The following is a 23,176-nucleotide window of genomic DNA, read 5'->3' on the forward strand; positions in this document are numbered from 1 at the left end:
GTGGGTACACGGGTCCTGATCGTTGATGATGATGTTGCCGCGATCGATCTGATCGAGCGCTATCTTTCGACACAAGGTTACGAAGTTCTTCGCGCGACCACGTCCGACGAGGCCATGGGGCGAATGTTCAGCGACGAGCCGAAGATCGTGCTCACCGATCTGAACATGCCCGGGCTGAACGGTCTGGACTTCTGTCGCACGCTGCGGTCCCACGAGGGCATCGGCTTCGCCTACGTCATCGTCCTGACGGCGCAATCGGACCCCCAGACGCTGATTCAGGCGTTTGATGCCGGTGCCGACGGCTTCATCGCCAAGCCCGTCGACCAGCAGACCCTTCTCGCGTGGATGCGCTCCGCGGATCGAATGGTCAGACTCGACGAGAACATCGCTCGACGTCAGCTCGAAATCTGTCGCCTTAGCGCCGAGATGACGATTGCCAACAGAAAGCTCGCCGAAGCCAACAGAAAGCTCCAGATCATGGCCGTCACCGACGAACTGACCGGCGCCTTCAATCGGCGCGAGGCCATGAACCGGCTCAAATCCCTGACCTACGCCGGCGACCGCTATGGGCAGTCGTTCAGTTGCATCCTGCTGGACATCGACTACTTCAAGAAATTCAACGACCGGCACGGACACGCCGCGGGCGATTACGTGCTCCGAAATGTGACCGAGATCGTCAAACGCTGCGTGCGTGCAATGGACGCCGTCTGCCGGATCGGCGGCGAGGAGTTTCTCGTCATCTGCCCGTTCACACCCCTGGAGGGCGCGCTGGCGTGCGCCGAGAAGATTCGCTCCGAGGTCGCAGACGTCGTTTTTGAAATCGGTGAAGCCAAGCTCAACGTCACCGTCAGTCTTGGCGTCGCCCAGCGCGAAGGACGCGAGGCCGTGGACGACATCCTGCACCGCGCCGACGCAGCGCTCTACGCATCCAAACAGGCGGGTCGCAATCGCGTGACCACCGCCGAGCACGCCGTCGCCGCCGTGGGTTGACGCGGGCCGATTCGCTTCACCGCCGCTGCGTTCGCTCTTACCATATCGGGATGAATACACCCCGATCCGCCGCCCAGATCCGTCGCGAATTCATTGAGTATTTCGTCCAGCGCTGCGGCCATACCTTCGTCCCCAGCAGCCCGGTCGTTCCCCACGACGATCCGACGCTGATGTTCACCAACGCCGGGATGAACCAGTTCAAGCCGATCTTCCTCGGTCAGCGCGCCCCGGATGTCAACACGTGGCCCGGCGCGACGCCCGGCATGCCCACGCGCGCCGCCAATACCCAGAAGTGCATTCGCGCCGGCGGCAAGCACAACGATCTCGACGACGTGGGGCATGACACCTACCACCACACCTTCTTCGAGATGCTCGGCAACTGGTCCTTCGGCGATTACTTCAAGAAGGAGGCCATCGAGTGGGCCTGGGACCTGCTGACGCGCGTCTGGAGCATCGACCCGCAGCGCCTGCACGCGACGTATTTCGAGGGCGACGCGAGCGAGGGGCTGGAGCCGGATACCGAAGCGCGAGATTTGTGGTTGAAGATACTGCCCCCCGAGCGCGTCCACCCCGGCAACAAGAAGGACAACTTCTGGGAGATGGGCGACACCGGTCCGTGCGGGCCGTGCAGCGAGATTCACATCGACCTCACGCCCGACAGAAGCGGTGGCAGGCTGGTCAACGCCGGGGACGCCCGCGTGATGGAAATCTGGAATCTTGTCTTTATCCAGTTCAACCGCGGCCCCGACGGCAGGCTCTCGCCCCTGCCCGCCAAGCACGTTGACACCGGCATGGGATTCGAGCGTATCTGCGCCGTCATCCGCGGCGTCGAGACCGGCCGACTGGGGCAGGTGAGCAATTACGATACCGATGTCTTCACGCCCATCTTCGCCGCCATCCAGCGTGTGACCGGCGCGCCGGCGTATACGGGCCTGCTCGAGAGCGGAGCACAGGACTCAAACCTCAAACCCCAGGTCTTCAAAGACGTGGCCTACCGCGTTGTCGCCGATCACCTGCGCACGCTGACCTTCGCCATCACCGACGGCGCGTCGCCGAGCAACGAAGGCCGCGGCTACGTCCTGCGGCGCATCCTCCGCCGCGCCGTGCGCTACGGGCGGCAGTATCTCGGCACACACAAACTGTTCATGTGCGAACTCGTCTCCGCTGTCGCCGATGCGATGGGCGAGGCGTTCCCCGAATTGCGCAGCGCCCACGGTGGGAAAAACGTCGAACGCGTCGCCGCGATCATCCGCGACGAAGAAGCGTCGTTCATCAAAACGCTCGATCGCGGCATCGCCCTGTTTGAAGAAGCAGCAAAGTACGCCGCGCAGCACCACCACGGCCGCATCTCCGGCGAAGACGCCTTCAAACTGCACGACACCTACGGCTTCCCCATCGACCTGACGGAACTCATGGCGGAAGAACGCGGCCTGACGGTGAACATCGGCGAGTACGAGCGGCTGATGGAGGAGGCAAGGGAACGCTCGCGCGCCAAGGACGTCGCTGCGACCATGGCGATACCGGAAGAGTATCTCACAACGGAAACCGACGATCGTTCAAAGTACACGATCGATTCAATCGAGGCGACGTTCCTATTTCCGGCAGGCGACGCGGAATCCGGCAGCATCGCATGGGTCTTCGACAGGACTTGTCTTTACGGCGAACAGGGCGGACAGACAGGAGACAAAGGCTACCTCGAAACGGCGTCGGGTTTGCGTATCAGGATCGTTGATACCCGGCGCAGCGGTAACGTCGTCCTGCATTTTGTCGATCATGAACAGTTGTTGGCGGCAACGAGCGCAAGGGTAAAGCCCGGTGATCGAGTCCGATTGCAGGTCGACTCGGCGCGGCGCGCGCCCATCATGCGCAACCACACCGCCACGCACCTGATGAACTGGGCGTTGCGCGAGGTGCTGGGCGAGGGCGTGCAGCAGAAGGGTTCGCTCGTCGATCCCGACAAGACGCGGTTCGACCTGTCGCACCATTCGGCCATCACCGAGGCCGAGCTGGCCCGCATCGAGCAGCTCACCAACGAACAGATCGCCCGCGACCTGCCCGTCTTCACCAACGACAACGTGCCGGTCGATCAGAAGGCCGCGATGAAGATCAACGGCCTCCGCGCCGTCTTCGGGGAGAAATATCCCGACAAGGTCCGCGTCGTCTCGATCGGCGTGCCCGTGACCGACGAGGAGGCGAAGCGCGCCCGGGACAGGGGCGAATGGTCCGGAACCACCTCGCTGCTTGGCTCGCCCGACGACCCCGCGTGGCGGCAATACTCCGTCGAGTTCTGCGGCGGCACGCACGTCAAACGCACCGGCGAGATCGCGCAACTTCCCGACGGCCGCATCGCCGAGCGGCCATTCGTAATCGTCGAGGAATCGGCCGTCGCCAAGGGCATCCGCCGCGTGGTGGGCGTGACGGGTGAGAAGGCCGTCGCGGCGCAACGGGCGGCCGAGCAGCTTTGGCGCGAGATCGACGCGGCGTTCGCCGTCGCGCGCAACGAACCACCTATGGAGCCGCCTGAAGCGCCGACGAAAGAGCCATCTAAAGAGCCGCGGGCTTCAGCCCGCGCGGCTGCTTCAACGCAATCGCCGCCCCCGACGGCGGAACAGCTCGTGGCCGACTTGAACGCGCGACTCGCAACAACGGAATTGCCCGTGTTGGCGCGGCATCGCCTGCGCGCCCGGCTTGCCGAGTTGCAGGAACTGGCGAAGAAGCAGAAGAAGGAGCAAACCAAGGCCGGTGCGGCCGACGTGATCGCGCGGGCCGATAAACTGCTCGCCGCATCGACTCGTGTCAATAATGTGACACTCCTCTGCGGCGAGCTGGGCAGCGCCGGCATCGAGCCGCTCCGCGCTGCCTGCGACTCGCTGCGGGCGCGGGCCGGCAGCGCCGCCATCCTGCTGGCAGCCGAAAGCGACGGGAAGGCCGTGCTGCTGGCGGCGATGACGGCCGACGTGGTCGCACGCGGCATCAAGGCCGGCGACCTGATCAAGGAGATCGCGCCGCTCGTCGGCGGCAGGGGGGGCGGCAAGCCCGACTTGGCCCAGGGCGGCGGCCCGGACGCCGGCAAGATCGGCGAAGCGGTCGCGGCCGCGAAAGCGTGGCTGCAAGCAAAGCTCGGCTGAAGCCTCCCGCTCTCTGGCAGGGAGAGGAGCCATGCTGCCGGCACCGTTTCCGTGTAAACTATCATCATGTCGGATTGGCTCTATCTCTTCATCGGGTTCATCGTCGGCGCGGCGCTGGGTGCGCTGGGCGCGTGGCGCTTCCTCCGCGCGACGCCGGGGGCCGAGACCGCCGCGCTGAACGCGACGCTGAATGAGCTGCGGTCGCAAGCCGCTGCGCGCGAGGCGGAGTTGAAGCGCGAGTTGAATGAAGCGCGCACGACAGCTGAACGGCAGCGCGACGTGGCGACGCAGGCGCAGACCAAGCTCGAATCGGCGCGCGAGTTCTTCGCCGAGCAGCGCCGCCAGATCGATGAGATGGACAAAAAGCTGCGCGAGACGTTCGGCGCGCTGGCGGCCAAGGCGCTGCAAAACAACAATGAGCAGTTCGTGACTCTCGCCGGTGAGCGGCTCGAGCCGCTTCGTGAGCAGTTGCAGCGCTACGAGCAAAACATCAAATCACTGGAGAAGGCGCGGCAGGAGGCCTACGGCGGGCTGTCTGAACGGCTCGCATCGCTCGATCAGCGCAGCGAAAAACTGGGCAACGAAGCCGCGCAACTCGTCGCCGCGCTGCGGCAGCCGGGCGCGAAGGGCAAATGGGGCGAAATCACGCTTCGGCGCATCGTCGAGCTGACGGGCATGTTGCCGCACTGCGATTTTGAGGAGCAGGCGACCACGGCCGGCGGCCAGCGGCCCGACCTGATCGTGCGCCTGCCGAACAATCGCGTGATCGCGATTGACTCCAAGGTCAACACGACGTCCTATCTCGACGCCGTCGCCGCGACGGACGACGCCGAGCGAAAGCAACACATGGAGAAATACGCCGCAACGGTCCGCAGCACGCTCAAGGCCCTGGCCGCGAAGGATTACGTCGCAGGCATTCCCGGCACGCTCGAATTCGTCGTCATGTTCATCCCCGGCGAGGCGTTCTTCTCCGCGGCGCTGACACAGGACCCCGACTTGCTCATCGACGGCGTCGATCAAAAGGTCATTCTTACCAGCCCCAGCACGCTCATCGCCCTGTTGCTTGCGGTGCGCCACGGCTGGCAGCAGCAGCAGGTCGCCGAGAATGCGCAGCGCATCGCCGATGCCGGTCGCGAGCTGTACGACCGGCTCATGACGTTCGTGGAACACCTGGAGAAGATACGCCGCGGCCTCGAGATCGCGACAGACGCCTACAACAAGGCCGTCGGCAGCTGGTCCTCGCGCACGCTTCCTTCGGCCGCGAAGTTGCGCGAGCTGGGCGCCGCGCGGGCCGACGCGCCGGCGCTGGACCTGTCGCCGCTGGATACATCGCTTCGTCCGGCTCCGGAACCCCCCGAGGCGGATACGCCTTCGCTCGCCTGATCGTCGCATTGGGTAATCTGCCCGGCGATTTGTTACAATGGCGCCTGTGTCGGCCATCAAACGCCACAGGTTGAGTGAGCCAAGTTCCATGATGACCCCTCGCCGGAAACAAACGCAGCGTGAAGACGTGATGCGGCCTCTTCGTGTCTCGGTGTCTTGGTGCTTTCGTGTCTTCGTTTTCGTATGTTCGTTCTTCGAAGTCATGGGTTTCGCACGGTCGAACGCCCGCGCCGACGACCCGTCCCGGCCGCGGACCGAGATCATCTATTACGACTCCGTCGACGAGCACGGCAACCTCGCCGGTGGCATGTTGGAGCTGCCGTTCGAGAAGCCCGACTGGGCCATCAAGCCCGCCTCGCCCGAACTGCGCGACGGGGCCGACAATCGCATCGATCTCGTGATCGTCGGCGATGGCTACACCGCGGCGCAGCAGAGCACGTTTCATGCGCACGCGGCCTTCGCCATGTCCACGATGTTCACCCAGCAGCCCTTCGCCACCTACGCCCCGCTCTTTCTGATTCATGAGATTGAAGTCATTTCCATCGAGTCGGGTGTCGATAATGATCCGACCCAGGGAATTCTCAAAAACACCGCGCTCGACATGGCTTTCTGGTGCAACGGCATCGAACGGCTGCTCTGCGTCAACGTGAACAAAGCCTACAACGCCGCGTCGGCCGCGCCCGACGTCGATCTCGTCCTCGCGCTCGCGAACTCCACCAAGTACGGCGGCGCTGGGTACACAACCTCGGATCTCGCCACGTCCTCCGGCGGCAACGGCGCCGCACCGGAAATCGCCATCCACGAATTCGGACACAGCCTCGGCAACCTCGCCGACGAATACACCTACGGCGGCCCGGTCAACTACACCGGCCCGGAGCCGAGTGCCGTTAACGTGTCCACGCTCAACGCCGCCGCCATGGCCGCCGCCGGCACGAAGTGGGCCGCCTGGCTGGGAACGAACAATCCCGCCTACGACGGCCTGTGCAGCACGTTCGAGGGCGGCATGTACAGCGAGACCGGCATCTACCGCCCGTCGAACAATTCCAAGATGCGCGCCCTGGGCCGGCCGTTCAATCACCCCTCGGCCGAGGCGCTGATCATCGAGATTTACAAGCTCGTCCGCCCGATCGACGACGCGACGCCGACGGGAGGCACGCTCAACGGAAGCGAGACCGTGTTTGTGGACCCGGTCGATCCCATCGGCAATCCGCTGGCGATCACGTGGAAGCTGGATGGCGACGTGCTGCCCGGCGCGACGGGCGAGACGCTCGATCTGACGACCGTGCCGCTGCCGGCCGGAGCGCACGCGTTGCAGGTGATCGTGCAGGACACGACGACGCTGGTGAGGAACGAAACCGCGCGGCAGACCTGGATGACCGAGTCGCGCACGTGGAATCTGTTCGTGCCGCTTCGCCCCGGCGACGTGAACTGCGACGGCATCGCAGACCTCGACGATGTTTCCGCGCTGGCGTTGGCGCTGCTGGACGCCGCCGAGTACGCCGCGCAATATCCCGATTGCCCGGCGACGCAGGCGGACGTGAACGGCGATTCGCTGCGCGACGGCGGCGACGTCGCGGCGTTTCTCTCGGTAATCATGCCATAATGGCGACACTATCGAAAACGCATCCGGGCTTGAGCTTCCTGACCCGGCGCCGCCCGGCGCTGATCGCCATGATCCACGTCGGCGCGCTGCCCGGCACGCCGCGCGCCGAAAAACCCGTCGCCCAACTCGCCGCGCAGACCGTTCAGGAAGCGAAGCACCTCACCGACAGCGGCGTCGATGCCATCCTTCTGGAGAACATGCACGACGTGCCCTATCTCAACCGCGCCGTCGGCCCGGAGATCGTTGCGAGCATGACGGCGGTCTGTGCGGCCGTTCGTGCGGCAACCAAACTGCCGCTCGGCGTGCAGGTATTGGCGGGGGCAAATCAGGCGGCGATTGCTGTCGCGCAAGCCGCCGGTTGCCAGTTCATCCGCGCCGAGGGGTTTGTCTTTGCGCACGTCGCCGACGAGGGGCTGATGGCCCAGGCCGACGCGGGTCCGCTGCTTCGATACCGTCGCGCGATCGGCGCGACCGATATCGCCATCCTCGCCGACATCAAGAAGAAGCACTCGGCCCACGCCATCACGGCTGATGTCGATCTCGCCGAAACGGCCCGCGCCGCGGAATTCTTCGGGGCCGACGGCGTCATCGTGACCGGCACGGCCACCGGAAGCCCCGCCGATCCGAAGGACGTTGCCGCTGTGCGGAAGGCGGTGGGCGTGCCCGTGCTGGTCGGCTCCGGCGTGACGCCAGACAACCTCGCCGCTTTCGCCCCGCACGCCCACGCGATCATCGTCGGAAGCTATCTCAAAAAAGACGGCAACTGGCGCAACCCGCCCGATCCGGCGCGCGTTCAATCGATGGTCAAGTCAGTTCAGTCAATTGATTCAAAGAGCCGATTGCGCAAGCAATCGAATCAGCCGGAGTTTCATCGTCGATAGTCGATTGCTCGCGCGATCGGCTTTTTTGTGACGACGCGTACGGGTAGACCGCGTCGACTTTCGAACTTTTCACAGCCTCGCTCGTAATCTTGCCGGCGATCCATTGATCCGCCGGCTGCATCGGCTAGTCTACCGCCCGGCGCCGCGAGATCACGCAACGCCGCGACCGTCAGGAGAGCGGGTTCTTGCTTGCCTCTTGGCATTCGTGTCGGGATCAACGCATCGAGGCAATCACAACCGTCCGCCCCCATCGGAGTACTCCACGTGTCATTCAGTTCACGCAGCCGCAGCAGCAGTTTCTGGCCCATCGCAGCGGCCGTCGTCGTCGCCGCCAGCATCTGGGGCCTGTACGCATGGCGCGCCACCGACTCGGGCAATAGCCCGGCCGAGCAGGTCGCGCAAGGGCAGGACGCCGCAACCGGTGAATCCGATTCAGACGGCGCTTCGCATCTGGTCTCTCTCCGCGCGACTCGGCCCGCACAACCCGCGACGCCGCTCCAATCCGGCTCGCTCGTCTCCAATGGGCAGATACCGACCCCCGGCGAGACCGGTTCGGTCTCGGGAGGCGATTCCGATGCACAGGAAATTCGTACGAATGCATCGGTTGCATGGGCCAATCGCCCGCTCTCGATCAGCGAAAGCCGCGACGGTGGCGTCACGGTTCAGTTGCCCGATTCACCCGGCGCGGCCGAGATGGAACGCGCTCGCGCCGTCATGGCCAAGGGCGATCTGCTGGGAGCGCGCGGCCTGCTCTCCCTCGCGTTGAAGAGCGGTCTGTCTGAAGCCGACGAAGAATTCGCCCGCGGCGAGCTGGGTCGCATCGCCGATGTCCTGCTCTTTTCCCGAGCGACCAACATCGGCGACCCGCTGACCGGCGTGCACGTGGTCGAACCGGGCGACACGCTCAACGCCATCGCCGTGCGCCATCGCATCTCCGAGGATGTCATCGCGCGGATCAACGGCATTACCCATCCCGACCTGCTACAGGTCGGCCAGCGTATCAAGTACATCCGTGGGCCCTTTCATGCCATCGTCCACAAAAGCAAGTTCAGAATGGACGTGATGCTGGGTGACACGCTCGTGCGATCCATTCGGGTTGGTCTGGGCGCCGATGGCTCGACGCCGACGGGCGACTGGCTCGTGCGCGATAAGCTGAAGAACCCCGACTGGACCGATCCCGTCACCAATCGCCATTACTCGGCCGGCGATCCGGAGAACCCGATCGGCAATCGCTGGATTGCGCTCGAGGGTCTCTCGGGAGAGGCCGTCGGCAGGCGTGGCTTTGGCATCCACGGCACGGTGGACGCCGAGAGCATCGGCCAGGAAATGTCGATGGGCTGCGTCCGGCTGCTTCCGGGCGACATTGAGTTCCTGTTTGACTTGGTGGTGGTGCGTCAAACGCGCGTGGAAGTGCGTCCATGATGGCATCCAGCGTCATATCGTGACACTTTCGGCCAATAAATAGGGACAACCCCCCATTGCAACGTGTCCTAAAACGGACCAAACTTATCATGCTTCTCCGCACGGGAGAAGGACTACCCACTCCACGAGCCAAGACCCGCGATCCCCCGCGGGTCTTGGCATTTTTACCGGACGAATATTCCTGTTAATCCTTGCCGCATTTCGTCTTGGCTTGATCGAACCTGCCGTTCGGTTATGCTGCCGTGCTTTGCCGTTTTCCTTTCAACTAGCGGCGGCTTAAGGAGTTGCATCCAATGATGAAGTGGCTTCGCGCGCACACCAAGCAGATCATGGTCGGCGTCGTCTTGCTTTCGATGCTGGCTTTCCTCGGCAGCGAGGCGATGTTTTCGTTGCTTTCGCCCAAGGACAAGGCGGTGCCGGTGGCGCGCGCTTTCGGGCGGGAGATCACCAACTTCGATCTGCTTCCTGCACAGAGCGACATCACCGCGCTGGACGCCCTGGGTGCGCAGTGGCGATACGACGCCGACGGCAGGATGAGCGTTGAACATTGGTACGTCCTGCTGATGGAGGCGGAGCGGGCCGGGGTGGTGGTCTCCGATGCGGAAGTGGAAGACGAGATCAACGCCGTGCAACAGAATCTGACGCAGCGCGGTGTGACCCAGAATCTGTTCGACCTGTTGCGAACCCAGAAGGACATCACGCCACCAGCGCTGCGCCGCGCGGTACGCAATCACATCATGATTCGCAAGCACGCGGGCAACGTTCACATGGCGTCGGTGCCGTCCGAGCCGGAAGTGCGCCACTGGGTCCGAGACACCGAAGACAAGGTGAAGGTACGGATCGCCACGCTCGACGCGCAGCTCTTTTTCAAGGACACGATCCCCGTCACGGCGGAGGAACTGGCCGAGCAATTCGAGAAGAACAAGGACTACCTCGCGGCCGACAGCCCGACCGGCTACGGCTACAAGTACCCGCGCCGTGTCAAACTGCAATACGTTGTGGCGCACATCAACACGCTGTCGGGTCAGATGACGCCGAGCCTGGACGAGCTGACCGCGTACTGGAAAAGCAATCGCTCAAAGTATCAGAAGGTGACGTACGAAGTCCCGCCGATCGCGACAACCCAGCCCGAGGGCCAGCCCCCGCCCGAGCCGAAACGCGTGACGGTGGAAAAGACGTTCAGCGAGGCACGGCCCGACGTGGAGCGCGACGTGAAGACGCGCAACGCGCAACAGACGGCCGAGCAGGCGATGCGCAAGATCGCGTCGCTGCTGGGTCGGCCGTGGCAGGGCGTGCGCACCGATGCACAGACAGGCTACAAGCCGATCCCCGCCGGCGTCGAGGCGCCGGATTTCATGAAGAACATCGTCGCGCAGGTCGAGCGCGAGATGAACGTGAAGCTGACGTATGTCGAAACGCTGCTGATGACGGCCGAGGAGATTCGCCAGGACGCCGATCTGCGCAATTTGACGATGGCAGGCGAGGGGCAGGCTGGTTTGTCGATTCGGGAATACGCGTTTCGCGTGCCGTCGTTTCACAAGCACGAAGCCGGGTCCGACATGGGTTTGTCCCTCCAGTTGTTCCAGTCGCCGGACGCGCCGCTGTCGGCGAACACGTTCGCATTCGCGGACGGCAAGTTTGTTCCGGCGGTGGAGCGGCTCGGGTTGTTCCGCGTCATTGAAGCGAAGGAGGCCGAAGTTCCGGCTGCGCTGAACGACGTGCTGACGCAGGTTGAGCGCGACGTCCAGATGCAGAAGGCGTTTGACGAAATGGAGCCGGTGGCGCAGCAATTGTACGCGGCGGCGCTGCGAATCGGTTTGCAGGCCGCGGCAAGCCATTTTCCCGACAAGCTGACCCCGGGTTCCGTCACCGATAAACCGACGATCGATGCCGGTCCGTTCGCACGAATGACGCGGATCGACCAGCAGCGGATGATGACGGCCTTGCGGGAGGGCAAGCCGATGCTGGAACCGTGGAACGTCGTCGGCGTGGGCAGCTCGCAGGAGTTCGTTGACGCGGTCTTCGCGATGACGCAGCCGGGTTGGCGGACCGTGCCGGCCACGGCGACCGACGGGCCGGGGATGGCGGCCGCCGCGACGCAGCCGGCGATCGTTCCGGAGCCGAAGATCACCGTGGTGTCGATTCCCCGGTTGAAGAAGAAGTTCATTGTGGAGCTGCTGGAGCACACGCCGGTCGACGAGTCGCGCTACGAGACGGATCTGCGTCAGACGGGCTACTTCGCCCTGCTTTCAAGCCGGGCGGCGGCCATGCGCTGGAGCTGGTTCGACCTGAAGCACATCGAATCACGCAGCGGATTCCATCGCATCGCGGAAGAGCCCACGCCGGAATCGGCCGGCGGTCTCGCGCCGCAACCGGCCAAAGCAGCCATGCCGTAACGCGCTGTTCTTCGCGACCGAGAGACCGCGCCAGCGATTTCAGGCTCTTTTGGATTCGTGCTTCCGCGGAGCTTAAGTTTTCGAATCGGCCGCGGTCAGTCACGGATCGGCACCGGTTTGCCGTCTTTGCCTACCGCGACATAGGTGATATTGGCCGAGGTGACGGGCACGCGCGTGCCGGGCGTCTCGAAGCGGTCGGCCTCCACGCGCACTTGGATTCGCGCGGACGTGCGCCCGATGTGGACCGGTTCGGTGTAAAAGCTCAACACATCGCCGACAAAAACAGGCTGCTTGAACTCCACCGTGTCCATTGCGACGGTGACGACCTTGTGCCGACAGCCCAGCTTGCGGGCCTCGATCGCGCCGGCCTGGTCGAGGTAGCTAAGAATGACGCCGCCGAAAATGGTGCCGTGGGCGTTGGTGTCTCGCGGCATCATCATCACGCGGATGACGGGTTCGGTCGTCGGCGGCAGGTCGGATCGGGTCACGCTCGAGGTTCCTTTTATTTCGCGCGTTCGTCTTTGCCGGTTCGATGGAGGCTCGCGGTGTTGCCGCTATTGTAGCGCCGGGCGGTTGGCGTGACAGGATCCCCGGACTCTTCGGTACCGGAAGCGATCGCGACTGGATCAAAACCGCGGCCATCGGGGAGCGGGTTCCTGGCATCGGAGTACTCAAACCTGCCCGCCACGGCGGATCTTCAACTTGCTGATGCGCGCGGCTCGGTCTCCACGCTGCGACTGCCCGGGGTACCAGGCCCTTTGTCACCGTGGGCGGACCGGGTTAAGATACCGTTTCTGGCGGCGGCGCGCCCGTGGTCGCGGGCTGTTGACCGACCGCAAGGGATTCCATTCGCACACGGGTCCACGCACATGAAGCTTCCGAATTTCCGGCTGTATGACACGCAGGCGACGACCTCGATGCTGGTCGCCGTGTTCTGCGCAATGTGCCTGCTCATGATGTCGGTCGTGGTCTTCAAAGGCATCAACACCGCGAACTGGGTCATTCCCTACAACCCCGAGGCAGGCATGGGGCAGTATCGGCCTCCGCTGGTCGTGCTTTTCACGGCGGTGTCGATTCTCGGCGGTCTCGTGGCGGCCTTCATGGGCTTTCGCAGCCTGGGCCAACAGCGCAACACCAAGCAGGGCCGGTCGATGGTCGGCCTGCTCCTGGGCGTGATCGTCATTCCGTTGGCGATCGTGCTCTATGCGACTTGGAAAGAGCTTTCCGAGCCGATCATTCGCTCGACCGGCGGGGCCTGATTGATTTGGCGCCCGGTGATAAGGGTTCGCCAAAAGGCACGCCGGGGATTTTCGTTCCAATAGCGTGGAAGCGTTGCCATGGCCTGGGTGCTGAACATTCTGTTTCCCGGGGTGGGCTTGATCCTGCGCCGACGCGAATGGCTGGGGTTGACGCATGCGGTGCTCTTTTCGCTTTGTGCGAATCTCGCGATCGCAGCGTGGTTGATTGCTCCCGACGCGATTCCGGGGTGGCTGGCGGTCCTCGCAACCATTTTCACCTTCCTGGCTTGGCTGGCTGCGCAGGGGTTGCTGGCGCGGCACGAGATGGAGATTCGACGCCGGGCGAAGGTGCTTGCGGCGCTGATTCAGGAGGCTCGCCAGTCTCTGGGGTCCAATCGGCTGGAGGTGGCGCGCGTGGCGCTGGAGAGCGCGTTGGAGATCGACAGCGAGCACCCGGAAGTGAAGGGGTTGTGGGATCGGCTTGGCGCGATGGACGTCGGGGGACGACCCGAGGCGCCGCCTTGCCCGGAGAGCGGCCGGTCGTCCGTCGTCGGTGGTTAGTGCGTCGCAGCCAGCAGCCGGTGGTCAGGTGGGACGAGAAGGCTTCTCGGACGGCGAGGAGTCACGGCTCGCGTGGTTTCACGTCAATCTGTCGAGATTTAAGCAAACTTGCATGAATTCGGACCTTGTCTCGTTGCGTGCGATGGGCCTAGCATGAATTGGGAGCAGCCGCGCGGATCGGTCGCCATCACGGCGTTGCCCATCTGCACGGTGAGGCGTCGCTGAACGCATGCGGCGGCGCGGGGGGTTCGCCGGAAAGCGAATCAATCCTGAACAACACCACGACTTCACCGCGCGCCGGGCGCGCGATGAGCGGAGCCGGTTCGCGCCGGCATCACGAGGAAGGCGTCCGCACAGAGAGGGGAGGGCTGTCTCATGCTGTATTGCAATCGGATTCGGTGGCTACTCGGGTTGGGGGGGGTGGTGACGGCCGCATTCGCTGCCGCGCCTGTGGCACGGGCGGATATCGTGAATTTCACGTACACCAGCACGACGAACAATGCTTACAACAACCGGGCTTTTTTCCTGAACACGGGGCTTTCGGTGCAAGCCGGTGACCAGATTCGCATCCAAGGCACGGGCAGCATTTACGTCGGCGGCGGGTACTACGTCTTGAGCAATTTTGATATGGGTCTGGTGTCCGCGCTGAATCAGCCGTCGCTGGTGCGCGATTACCACGGGAACGGCACGAACTACACGGGCACGCCGTACCCCCTCGCAGGCGAGAGCGTCCTGTTCTCGCAGGATCGCATCAGCCTGACCGACGATCATCACCTGAACATCATCGTGACGGCGCAATCGGCCGGGACCGTTTACATTGGGATGTTCGATAATTATTTCGCGGACAATACCGGAAGTCACCATTTCACGCTCGAGGTCATCCCCGAACCGGCGACGGCGTCGCTGGCCTTGTTCGCGGTCCTGGGCGGCCTGGTCCGCCGGCGCACAACCATTCGCCGGTAAACTGGTTAGGCACGGGGTTGTATCCGATACTGCCTACGGCAACCGCCTGATTTGTGCAGGTCCGGTAGGATTGTGCATTTGAACGCGCCGTGCGCGGCAACTACAATCGGACAAGAACTCACGGCGCGTTTGAGCGTAACCGATTGCCAAGCAGGTTGCGGATTGCGCGCGGATCGGGGTCGATTGCACCGCGGGTGATTGCACTGCGGTCGATTGCATCGCGGTCGATTACACTGCGGGCGGCACAGACCCCTTTCACGTAGGGTCCGCTGTGCGGACCCTTATCCATGAGAGGACCGAAAGACATGTTCGAACGATTTACCGACCGTGCACGCAAGGTGATGGCGCTGGCCAATCAGGAAGCGCAGCGGTTCAACCACGAATACATCGGGACGGAGCACATCCTGCTGGGCCTTGTGAAAGAGGGCAGCGGCGTCGGAGCGAACGTGCTCAAAAATCTCGAAGTGGATCTGCGCAAGGTCCGGCTGGAAGTCGAGAAGCTCGTCAAGAGCGGGCCGGACATGGTGACGATGGGCAAACTTCCGCAGACGCCGCGCGCGAAGAAGGTCATCGAGTACGCGATCGAAGAAGCAAGAAATTTGAATCACAACTACGTGGGCACCGAGCATCTGCTCCTAGGATTGCTTAGAGAGCAGGACGGCGTGGCCGCCCAGGTGCTGATGAACCTCGGCATCAAGCTCGAAGAAGTGCGGGAAGAAGTCCTCAATCTGCTGGGTGCAGGCGTGGAAAACGAAGAGAGTGGGCCCTCGGGATCGCAAGGCGCGCCGGAGACAGGTCGCAAGGGCGGCAAGAGCCGGACCCCGGCGCTGGACTCGTTCGGGCGCGATCTGACGGAAATGGCACGGAACGGCAAGCTGGACCCGGTCATCGGGCGCGCCGCCGAGATTGAGCGGCTGCTGGTCGTGCTGTGCCGGCGATACAAGAACAACCCGGTGCTGCTGGGCGAGGCGGGCGTCGGCAAGACGGCGATCGTCGAGGGGCTGGCGCAGCGGATCGTTTCGAACGACGTTCCGGAGATTCTGGCCGACAAGCGCATCGTGGTGCTCGACTTGGCGATGATGGTGGCGGGGACAAAGTATCGCGGCCAGTTCGAGGAGCGCATCAAGGCGGTGATGAACGAAGTCCGCCGGGCACGAAACGTGATCCTGTTCATCGACGAGCTGCACACGCTGGTGGGCGCGGGCGGTGCCGAAGGCGCGATCGACGCATCGAACGTGCTGAAGCCGGCGTTGTCACGCGGCGAGATCCAGTGCATCGGTGCGACAACGCTGGATGAATATCGCAAGTACATCGAGAAGGACGGCGCGCTGGAGCGGCGGTTCCAGCAGATCATCGTTGAACCACCCAGCCGCGAGGAGACGTTGCAGATTCTTCACGGCTTGCGTGATCGCTACGAGGCGCATCACCGGGTCAAGATCGAAGACGTGGCGTTGGAGGCGGCGGTCGAGTTGTCGATGCGATACGTGCCCTCGCGCGTGCTGCCCGACAAGGCGATCGACGTGATCGACGAGGCCGGAGCACGCGTCCGGCTGAAGGCGATGACGAAGCCGGAGTCGCTCACAAAGTTGGAAGAAGAGATCAAGCGGTTGAACATCGAGAAGGATGAAAGCGTCAAAAACGCCGACTACGAGCGCGCGGCGCATTTGCGCGATCAGTCGATCACGCTGGCCGCCGAGAAGGAGCGGCTGGAAAAAGAATGGCACGAGCGGCGCAACGAGATTGACGGCGTCGTCGATGAGGAAGTCGTCGCCGAAGTGGTCAGCAAGATGACGGGCGTTCCGCTGAAGCGCCTGGAGAAGGAAGAAGCCGAGCGGCTGCTGGAGCTTGAGACCGAGCTTCACAAGCGGGTCATCAGCCAGGAAGAGGCGATCAGCGCCGTGTCGCGAAGCGTGCGTCGCTCGCGCAGCGGCTTGAAAGACCCGAACCGGCCGATGGGCAGCTTCATTTTCATCGGCCCGTCGGGCGTCGGGAAGACGCTGCTGGCCAAGAGCCTCGCCGAGTTCATGTTCGGCGCGGAAGAGGCGCTCATCACGATCGACATGTCGGAGTACATGGAGAAGCACAACGTCAGCCGGCTGATCGGTGCCCCGCCGGGCTACGTTGGTTACGAGGAGGGCGGCCAGCTCACCGAGCGCATCCGCCGCCGGCCGTACGCCGTCGTGCTGCTCGATGAGATCGAAAAGGCGCACCCGGACGTGTTCAACATGCTGTTGCAGATCATGGAAGAAGGCCGCCTGACGGATTCGTTCGGCCGGCACGTGGATTTCCGCAACACCGTGCTGATCATGACGAGCAACATCGGCGCCGACAAGATCACGCACCAGACGACGTTCGGCTTCGAAAAGCGCGACGAGAACATCACGTACGAGAAGATGCGTAACACGCTGAAGAGCGAGCTGGACAATTACTTCCGGCCCGAGTTCCTCAATCGCGTGGACGAGGTCGTCGTCTTCCACAAGCTGGGTCACAAGGACCTGGTCCGCATCGTGGACCTCGAACTGAACAAGGTCTCGAAGAGGCTGAAGGAGCACGGCCTCGTGATGGAGCTGACCGAGGAAGCCCGCGAGTTGCTGCTGGAGCGCGGGACTGACGAGAAGTTCGGCGCTCGGCCGCTGCGCCGGGCGATCGAGCAGCAGCTGGAGGATCCGCTTAGCGAGGGCCTGCTGCGTGGTCACTTCCGCGGCAAGGCGAAGATTGTCGTCGGCGTCGAGAGCGGCGAAGACGGCAAGAAGAAGCTGAAGTTCGAAGGCGTGGACGCTCCGAAGCCGAAGGAGCCGGAGCTGGCCGGCGCCGGCGCGGGCGAAAGCACGTAACGCCGCGAACCGACGCGCTGAAGAATCCAATCGTTTCACCCGCCCCGCGAGCGACCCTCGCGGGGCTTTTCTTGTTGTGCCGGCGCGTGTTGTCGTATTTGACGGTCTCTACGGGGCAGCGTAATCTTTTTACCCATGAGCACGCGCGAAACCTTGCGAACATACCTGTTCGGGACGCTGATCCCGACTCCGGCCGAGAGCTGGCCGGGCGACGAGGCGGACCTGTTCGAGGCCGGCATGGATTCGCTGCGCGTGATGCAGTTGCTGGTTTTCGTCGAGGACAAGCTGGGGGTAAATCTGCCCGACCATGAGGTGACGCCGGAGCGGATCGGCACGGTGTCGGCCCTGGTCGGATGGATCGAGTCGCACAAGAAGTCGCCCTAAGCCCCCAGCGAGTATTTCTGGTTTTTATTGGTTGATCACTGATCACATCGGCGTTCCTTCTGTTCGATCAGCCGCGCGGGCTGAAGCCCGCGGCTCGTTGAACGATTGCATAAACTGAAGCCCGCGGCTCGTTGAACGATCGCATAAACTGAAGCCCGCGGCTCGTTGAACGATCGCATAAACTGAAGCCCGCGGCTCGTTGAACGATTGCGTAGGCTGACGCGTGCGGCTCTTTGAACGGTCGCGCTGGTTCGGCGATAATGCCCTTGATGACGCAAACGCTGTTTACGCTGTTGGAAGCTGCGGCGGCGCGGTACGGGGATCGGCCCGCGGTCTGTTACGAGGGCCGCACCCTTGGCTATGCGGCGTTGCTGGACGCGTCGAGCAGGCTGGCGGAGGCGCTGGCCGACAGCGGGGCGGGGCCGGGCGAGCAGGTGGCGTTCTGCTTTCGCAAGAGCATCGATGCGATCGTGACGATGTTCGCGCTGATTCGGACCGGCGCGTGCTACGTGCCGCTGGATCCGGCGTGGCCGGCGGAGCGCATGGCGATGATCTGCGAGGACGCGTCGATTCGGCTGTGGACGGGCAGCGGGCCGCCGGCGGCGGGCCTCGGCGGGATCGACCGGGCGATTTGTTCGAGCTTGGCGGGAGCGGGCAGCGCGTCGGGCAGCGGCACAACGGTTGACGCAGGGAGGGCGTCGGGTGGCGGATCGGGGAGTGTCTCAATAATGACACTTTCCGATGCGATGCAGGCGGCGCCGCCGGCGTGGGCCCCGCGTGAGCCGGCGGGGGGCATCGCCAATCTGCTGTTTACGTCCGGCTCGACGGGCCGGCCCAAGGGCGTGCGAATCACGACGTTGAGTCTGCTTCACTATTCGCAGTGGGTGGTGGACTTCTTCGGGCTGACGGCCGAGGATCGCGTGGCCAATCACGCGCCGTACAATTTTGACCTCTCGACGCTGGACATTTTCGCGGCGGTGCGGGCCGGAGCGGCGATGGTGCCTGTGCCCGAGAAACTCAAGATGTTTCCCTATCAGATGGCGAAGTACATCGCCGACGAGCGGATCACGACGTGGTACTCGGTGCCGTCGGCGCTCATCATGATGCAATTGCGCGGCAAGCTGCGCGAGCACGACTTGTCGGCTCTGCGGCACGTGATCTTCGCCGGCGAAGTCATGCCCAAGCCGGCCTTGCAGGCGATCGCGGCTGAACTGCCGCCCGTTACGCTGACCAATCTGTACGGCCCGACGGAGACAAATGTCTGTACGTACCATGCGTGCACGGCGGCGGATCTCGCCGACGACGGGCCGGTGCCGATCGGCAAGCCGATCTCCGACACGCGCGTGTGGATCGTGGACGACGCGATGCGGCCTGTCCCGGCCGGTGACGCCGGTGAGTTGCTCGTCGCCGGGCCGACGGTGACGTCCGGGTATTTCGGCGACGCGGTGAAGACGGCCGAGCGATTGGTGCCTGCGCCGGATGGCGACGGCACGGCCTATCGCACGGGCGATCGCGTGCGAGCACGGGCCGACGGCGTGCTGATGTTCGAGGGGCGGATCGATCGGATGATCAAGGCCCGCGGCCATCGCATCGAGCCGGGCGAGATCGAGGCCGCGCTGGCGAAGCACCCTGCGGTGAAAGAGTCGGCCGTCGTGCCGATTCCCGATCCGGTGTTCGGCAATCGGATCAAGGCATGCCTCGCGCCGCGTGACGGGGCATCGCTGGTGGAGGCCGACCTGGCGGCGTTCTGCCGGGCGCACCTGCCGCCCTATATGCTGCCCGATGTGTGGGCGTTTTATCCGTCGCTGCCGCGCACCGATCGCGAGAAGATAGATTTGCAGCAGTTGATGTCGACGTGAGGGCGCCGCGATTGGGAATCGTCATTCAGCGTGCAAAAAAACAAAAAGCCCCAGGAAAGTTCCCGGGGCTTTTGAGTGGGATCGTTTGGGTGCGCCTCGCTGAATCGCTTCGCAAGCGCGTTGCGCTGAAAAACCGCGCGGGTGTGCCGTGGAGCGTGACTACGCGCTGGTGACCGGCTCGCCCTTGGATTTCTCTTCGATCAGCACCGCCTTGCGCGAGAGCTTCACGCGGCCGGTGTCGTCGATCAGGATGACCTTCACGCGCATTTCGTCGCCGATCTTGCAGACATCGGTGACCTTCTGCACGTAGCCGTCGGAGAGCTCGCTGATGTGGCAGAGGCCGTCGAGACCGGGGGCCACTTCGATGAACGCGCCGAATTCCTTGATCGAGGTGACTCGACCGTTGTAGATTTTTCCGAGCTTGACGCCTTCGGCGATCTGTTCGATGGCTTCGTAGGCGGCGCGGGCCGAATCGGCGTTGACGCTGGAGATGAAGACCGTGCCGTCGTCCTGGATGTCGATCGTGGCGCCGGTGTTGGCTTCGAGGGCTTTGATGCCCTTGCCGCCGGGTCCGATGATCTTGCCGATCTTGTCCTGGTGGACCTTGATGGAAAGCAATCGCGGCGCGTAGTTGCTGATGTCGGCACGCGGCGCGGGCAGGGCCTTGAGCATCTCTTTCAGAATTTTCAGGCGGGCCTTCTTGGCCAGCTCCAGCACTTCGACGATTTGCGCCTGGCTGATCTCGCGCGTTTTGAGATCGAGCTGCACGGCGGTGATGCCGACCTGGCTGCCCGCAACCTTGAAATCCATATCGCCGAAGTGATCCTCCTCGCCCATGATGTCCACGAGCAATTTGTAGCGATTTTCGTCGTGCACCATGCCGATGCTGATGCCGGCGACGGGATGACGGATCGGAACGCCGGCGTCCATCAGCGCGAGCGTTCCGCCGCAGACGCTGGCCATGCTGCTGGATCCGTTGGACTCCATGATGTCGCTGACGAGTCGGATGGTGTACGGGAACTTGTCGGGCGTGGGGAGAACGGCCTGGAGGCTGCGCTCGGCGAGGTTGCCGTGGCCGATCTCGCGGCGGCTGACGGCGCCGATGCGCTTGGCCTCGCCGGTGCAGAACGGCGGAAAGTTGTAGTGCAGCATGAACTTTTTGCTGTACTCCTCGATCAGATCGTCGACCATCTGCTCATCGCGGCTGGTGCCGAGCGTCGTGACGACCAGGGCCTGCGTCTCGCCGCGGGTGAAGAGCGCCGAGCCGTGCGTTCGCGGCAGAACGCCGACTTCGCAGGCGATCGGGCGAATGTCTTCAACGCCGCGGCCGTCGGATCGAACGCCTTCATCGAGCACACCCATGTGGAAGAGGCGCTCTTCGATTTTCTGCAGCTCGTTGATGACGTCATTCTTGGTGTAGAGCAGTTTTTTCGCCGCGGCTTCGTCCTCGGGAATGAGGGCGGCGATGACCTTGTCGTACACCGCCTTGACGCCGGCCTTGCGGTCTTCTTTCTTCGCGGCGCGGCGGGCGTTCTTGAGGTCAAACTGCTCGCAGAGTTTGGCGACCTTTTCGGGCAGCGTCGGGTCCTTCTCCGGCGGCGTCCAATCCTTGGCGCGGCCGACCTTCTGCCCCAGGTCCTGAATCATCGCGACGATTTTCTTCGCGTGCTCGTGGCCGAAGGCGATGGCGTCGGCGACGTCCTTCTCGGGCAGCTCGTTGGCGGCGACTTCGATCATGTTGACGCCGTAGCGATGAACGGCGAGGACGACTTCGATGTCGCTGACGGCGCGCTCGGCGATGGTGGGGTTGATGACCCATTGACCATCGACCCGGCCGACGCGGACGCCGGCAACGGGTCCGTCAAAGGGGATGTTGCTGACCATGAGCGCGGCGGACGCGCCGGACATGGCGAGCACGTCGGCGTCGTTCTCCTGGTCGGACGAGAGAACCATGCACTGGATCTGGACCTCGTTCATGAATCCATCGGGAAAGAGCGGGCGCAGCGGCCGATCGGTGAGCCGCATGGTGAGGATTTCCTTCTGGGTCGGCCGGGCTTCGCGTTTGAAGAAGCCGCCGGGGAACTTGCCCGCGGCGTACATTTTCTCGCGATAGTCGACCGTCAGAGGGAAGAAATCGACCCCCTCGCGCGGCTTATCCATGACGGCGGTGCACAGGACGACCGTGTCGCCGTAGGAGACCGTGACCGCGCCGGAAGCCAGCTTGGCCAGCTTGCCGGTCTCAAACTTCATGATTCGTCCGCCGATTTCCGCTTCAACGCTGTGCATCGTCATGGTGAGTTGCCTTTTCCTCTTGTCCGACGTTTTTATTGTCGATCTGTCTATTTTCTGGTTGGGCGCGGAAGCGCGGCGACCGCGTTCGGGCGGATGCGTCGGCGCGCAAGCAGCGCAGCACTCGGCGCGCAGGGGCCGATGCGGTTCCCAGCTTCCGGAATCGGCCGAACCCGGCCGACAAGAAATGGAAAGCGATGAGGAATGCGGAGCGCCGTCGCTCCGTCGTGCCGACTACTTTCGCAGACCCAGTGTGTCAATGATCTTCTGATACCGCTCGCGGTCCGTACGCGCGAGGTACTTCTGCAGGCTTGAGCGCGCGCCGACCATCTTCAGCAAACCACGGCGCGAGTCGTGATCCTTGCGGTGCGTCTTGAGGTGTTCCGTCAGTTGCTCGATGCGGCTGGTCAACAGGGCGATCTGCACTTCCGGCGAGCCGGTGTCCTTCTCGTGGCGACGATGGTTGTGCACCAGTTGCGTCTTACTTTCAGCCGTCAATGACATGCCAGATACAACTCCAGATTTCCATTCACCTTGCAGGGAAGACGACGGGCCGCAGGCCCCATGGGCTGGTTTCCGTTTCCGTCCTGTCCGTTTTTCAAGTACGCCCTTAACACGATAACCGCCCGGCGGTATTCCTGCAAGCGGGTGGGGGGAATCTTCAGAAAAAACGGGGGCCTGATCCGTCCTGTTCGGCTATAACGCGTTGACAAGGCGGATATTACGCTACTCGGCCTCGATGAACTCGCCTCCCAGAAGCTTGCAGGCGGTCTCCAGCAGCTTATCAAGGCTGAAGGGCTTGCTAAGGTATTCGTTCACACCCAAGTGACGGGCGTACAGCTCGTGCCGCTTGCCCTCGTTCGCCGTGATCATGATGACGTAGGGTCGCGTGTTGGTTTCGTGCCCCGGCTTGAGCATCTCCATCACAAGGAACCCGCTTCGTTTGGGCATCATCATGTCCAGCACGATGAGATCGGGATCGAAGCGCTTGGCGAAGTCGAGAGCCTTGTTGCCGTCGTTGGCGGTCGTCACCTTCGCTCCAGCTTGTTCGAAGGCGAGGCGAACGGTTGACAACACGTCGGGATCATCGTCGACGACGAGGATGGATCGACCTTCAAGTCTTGCCGGCATGATGAAGCTCCCACCCCCGCACGGCGCTACCCGCTTGCGCCGAAGTTGTCCGTTGTTTCCTGAATTCGCTGAAAAAGTATAGGATGGTCTCTTGCAACGAGCAACCCCGTTTCC

The 23,176-nt window shown here is 63.4% G+C and carries 17 protein-coding genes; 13 read left to right on the forward strand and 4 right to left on the reverse strand.

Translation table 11 applies throughout. The features are described 5' to 3' along the window. The 7 genes from HRU71_10600 to HRU71_10630 all read left to right on the forward strand — a co-directional run bounded on the left by HRU71_10600 (position 1) and on the right by HRU71_10630 (position 11,803). Entirely contained in the window at positions 1–990 is a 990-nt protein-coding gene (locus HRU71_10600; protein ID QOJ03904.1) for a diguanylate cyclase, read from the forward strand. Between the two features lie 50 nt (positions 991–1,040). Further along, entirely contained in the window at positions 1,041–4,118 is a 3,078-nt protein-coding gene (gene alaS / locus HRU71_10605) for an alanine--tRNA ligase (protein QOJ03905.1), read from the forward strand. Positions 4,119–4,184: 66 nt separating this feature from the next. After that, positions 4,185–5,501: a DNA recombination protein RmuC gene (gene rmuC / locus HRU71_10610; GenBank protein ID QOJ03906.1), complete on the forward strand. Its 1,317-nt coding sequence runs from the start codon at positions 4,185–4,187 to the stop codon at positions 5,499–5,501. Positions 5,502–5,703: 202 nt separating this feature from the next. Further along, the gene (locus tag HRU71_10615; GenBank protein ID QOJ03907.1) at positions 5,704–7,104 is read left to right on the forward strand and encodes a hypothetical protein; all 1,401 of its coding nucleotides are present in this window, start codon (positions 5,704–5,706) and stop codon (positions 7,102–7,104) included. Next, a complete protein-coding gene (locus tag HRU71_10620; protein QOJ03908.1) occupies positions 7,104–7,985 on the forward strand; it encodes a BtpA/SgcQ family protein in 882 nt (293 codons plus the stop codon). The genes HRU71_10615 and HRU71_10620 overlap by 1 nt, the downstream gene beginning before the upstream one ends. Before the next feature lie 264 nt (positions 7,986–8,249). Continuing rightward, positions 8,250–9,407 carry a L,D-transpeptidase family protein gene (locus HRU71_10625; GenBank protein QOJ03909.1) on the forward strand — a complete coding sequence of 386 codons (1,158 nt, stop codon included), beginning with the start codon at positions 8,250–8,252 and terminating at the stop codon, positions 9,405–9,407. Between the two features lie 293 nt (positions 9,408–9,700). Next, a complete protein-coding gene (locus HRU71_10630; GenBank protein ID QOJ03910.1) occupies positions 9,701–11,803 on the forward strand; it encodes a SurA N-terminal domain-containing protein in 2,103 nt (700 codons plus the stop codon). Positions 11,804–11,898: 95 nt separating this feature from the next. Here HRU71_10630 and HRU71_10635 read toward each other — a convergent pair whose 3' ends face one another. Further along, the gene (locus tag HRU71_10635; GenBank protein QOJ04990.1) at positions 11,899–12,243 is read right to left on the reverse strand and encodes an acyl-CoA thioesterase; all 345 of its coding nucleotides are present in this window, start codon (positions 12,241–12,243) and stop codon (positions 11,899–11,901) included. A gap of 429 nt (positions 12,244–12,672) precedes the next feature. Between HRU71_10635 and HRU71_10640 the strand changes: the two genes are divergently transcribed. The 6 genes from HRU71_10640 to HRU71_10665 all read left to right on the forward strand — a co-directional run bounded on the left by HRU71_10640 (position 12,673) and on the right by HRU71_10665 (position 19,642). Further along, on the forward strand, positions 12,673–13,062 hold the full coding sequence (locus HRU71_10640) for a hypothetical protein (GenBank protein ID QOJ03911.1): 390 nt from the start codon (positions 12,673–12,675) through the stop codon (positions 13,060–13,062). A 78-nt stretch (positions 13,063–13,140) separates the two neighbouring features. Then, the gene (locus HRU71_10645; protein ID QOJ03912.1) at positions 13,141–13,602 is read left to right on the forward strand and encodes a hypothetical protein; all 462 of its coding nucleotides are present in this window, start codon (positions 13,141–13,143) and stop codon (positions 13,600–13,602) included. Between the two features lie 468 nt (positions 13,603–14,070). Beyond that, a complete protein-coding gene (locus HRU71_10650; GenBank protein ID QOJ03913.1) occupies positions 14,071–14,565 on the forward strand; it encodes a hypothetical protein in 495 nt (164 codons plus the stop codon). 305 nt (positions 14,566–14,870) lie between these two features. Then, on the forward strand, positions 14,871–17,399 hold the full coding sequence (locus HRU71_10655) for an ATP-dependent Clp protease ATP-binding subunit (protein QOJ03914.1): 2,529 nt from the start codon (positions 14,871–14,873) through the stop codon (positions 17,397–17,399). Between the two features lie 135 nt (positions 17,400–17,534). Beyond that, the gene (locus tag HRU71_10660; protein ID QOJ03915.1) at positions 17,535–17,783 is read left to right on the forward strand and encodes a hypothetical protein; all 249 of its coding nucleotides are present in this window, start codon (positions 17,535–17,537) and stop codon (positions 17,781–17,783) included. 269 nt (positions 17,784–18,052) lie between these two features. Continuing rightward, the gene (locus tag HRU71_10665) at positions 18,053–19,642 is read left to right on the forward strand and encodes an amino acid adenylation domain-containing protein (protein ID QOJ03916.1); all 1,590 of its coding nucleotides are present in this window, start codon (positions 18,053–18,055) and stop codon (positions 19,640–19,642) included. A gap of 159 nt (positions 19,643–19,801) precedes the next feature. On the opposite strand, the gene pnp is transcribed toward HRU71_10665, so the two are convergent. The 3 genes from pnp to HRU71_10680 form a co-directional block, all read right to left on the reverse strand. After that, entirely contained in the window at positions 19,802–21,934 is a 2,133-nt protein-coding gene (pnp, locus tag HRU71_10670; protein QOJ03917.1) for a polyribonucleotide nucleotidyltransferase, read from the reverse strand. A 231-nt stretch (positions 21,935–22,165) separates the two neighbouring features. Further along, entirely contained in the window at positions 22,166–22,435 is a 270-nt protein-coding gene (rpsO, locus tag HRU71_10675) for a 30S ribosomal protein S15 (protein QOJ03918.1), read from the reverse strand. Positions 22,436–22,657: 222 nt separating this feature from the next. Further along, positions 22,658–23,062, reverse strand: a complete 405-nt coding sequence (locus HRU71_10680) for a response regulator (GenBank protein QOJ03919.1) — start codon at positions 23,060–23,062, stop codon at positions 22,658–22,660. Between the last annotated feature and the right edge of the window lie 114 nt (positions 23,063–23,176).

This window comes from Planctomycetia bacterium (assembly GCA_015200345.1).
Classification (GTDB): domain Bacteria; phylum Planctomycetota; class Phycisphaerae; order UBA1845; family UTPLA1; genus PLA3.